This is a genomic window from Neisseria sp. P0001.S005 (genome assembly GCF_051963715.1).
In genome coordinates, this window is record NZ_JBQCTZ010000377.1 from 1 (window position 1) to 1,738 (window position 1,738).

At 48.9% G+C, this 1,738-nt stretch carries 2 protein-coding genes; one reads left to right on the forward strand and one right to left on the reverse strand.

Annotated elements, in window-relative coordinates; genetic code table 11:
- Nucleotides 1-663 (forward strand): 7-cyano-7-deazaguanine/7-aminomethyl-7-deazaguanine transporter (locus ACTHSP_RS20335; protein ID WP_440346804.1); only part of this gene is annotated, 663 nt, incomplete at its 5' end.
- Nucleotides 664-730: 67 nt separating this feature from the next.
- Here ACTHSP_RS20335 and ubiM read toward each other — a convergent pair.
- Nucleotides 731-1,738: 5-demethoxyubiquinol-8 5-hydroxylase UbiM (gene ubiM / locus ACTHSP_RS20340; RefSeq protein ID WP_440346805.1), on the reverse strand; the 1,008-nt coding region annotated here is incomplete at its 5' end.

A 1,738-nucleotide genomic window follows, 5' to 3' on the forward strand; every position in this document is an offset into this window, starting at 1 on the left:
GCCGCACAGCAGAAGAAAGCGCTCTTCTGGCTGGTGCTTTTCCATATTTTTATTATTGCCGCCAGCAACTATCTGGTGCAGTTCCCCTTTCAAATTTTCGGTATCTTTACCACTTGGGGCGCATTTTCCTTTCCCTTTATCTTCCTCGCTACCGACCTGACCGTGCGCATTTTCGGCGCGCCGTTGGCGAGACGGATTATTTTTTGGGTGATGTTCCCTGCCCTGCTGCTCTCTTACGTCTTCTCCGTCCTCTTTCATGAGGGCAACTGGACAGGCTGGGCATCTTTAACTGAATTTAACACCTTCGTCGGCCGTATCGCATTGGCCAGCTTTTCTGCCTATGCGCTCGGGCAAATCCTCGATATTTTCGTGTTCAACAGATTACGCCGTCTGAAATCATGGTGGGTTGCCCCTACCGCTTCCACCGTAGTCGGCAACGCTTTGGACACGCTGGTGTTTTTCGCCGTTGCCTTTTATGCAAGCAACGATGAATTTATGGCGGCAAATTGGCAGGGCATCGCATTTGTCGATTATCTGTTCAAACTCGCCATCTGTACCCTCTTCTTCCTGCCTGCCTACGGCATCGTATTGAGCATCTTGACCAAAAAGCTGACTTCCTTAAACGTCCGTCAAGAAATGCCCGAATCAGTTTTAGCCAAATAAGCTGCAGATAAAAAACAAGGCCGTCTGAAACTTTAATCGTTCAGACGGCCTTTTATGTTTTAAACAATTAACCGGTCAATTGTTTGGTAATCAGTTTTTTCAGCGGTGGGAAGTTATTACTTGCACGCAATACCAAACCGCGCAGCAGTTTTGCCGGAGCAGTTTCATTGGTAAAGAGTTTCAGCAGCATATTAGTGCCGTGGTAAATCGGATGGGCATGGAACATATGCTTGGTGCTGTATTTTTCCAGCAGACTCTTCGCACTAATATCCTGACCGCGTTGCTCGGCTTCGAGAACCAATTTAGCCAAAAGATCGGCACTTGCCAGACCCAAGTTGAAACCGTGCGCAGTAACCGGATGCATACCGACTGCGGCATCGCCGATCAACGCGCTGCGTTTGCCATAGAAACGTTGGGCAATCATACCGACCAAAGGATAATTGTGAATGGTGCTGACCAATTCCATATCGCCCAAACGGCCTTTGAGTTGCTCTTTCACGCTGGCTGCCAACTCTTCCGGCGACATATTTTTAATCGTTTCGGCTTTATCGCTGTCCACCGTAATCACGGTATTGGTCAAGTGTTCTTCCAAAGGCAGTAACGCAATGGTGCGGCCGTAGTGGAAGCATTCATATGCGGTATGCAGGTTGGACAGAGTATGCTTCATGCGGCACACAAACATGGTGCGGCTGTAATCGTGCATATCTGAAGAAATGCCCAGTTGACGGCGCGTTTGCGAGAAGCGACTATCGGCGGCCAACAACAGACGGCCGGTCAATACTTCGCCGCTTTCCAAAATAACTTGCGCCTCATTGTCAGAAGTTTTAACTTCTTTAACATTGGTGCCGGTCAGGATTTTGACGTTGTCCAATTTGGACACGACTTCATAAGCGGCTTTACGGATATTGTGGTTGGAGATCAAATAGCCCAAGCAGTCCGCAGGCTCGCCGCGCGCCTGAGTCGGTTGCGGGAAATGGAGCTGGTAATCGGAATGGCCGTTCAACACTTTGGCATCGCGCAAAGGATAAATTTCGTCTTTTGGAATCAAATCCCACATACCCAATCGCTGCATGAT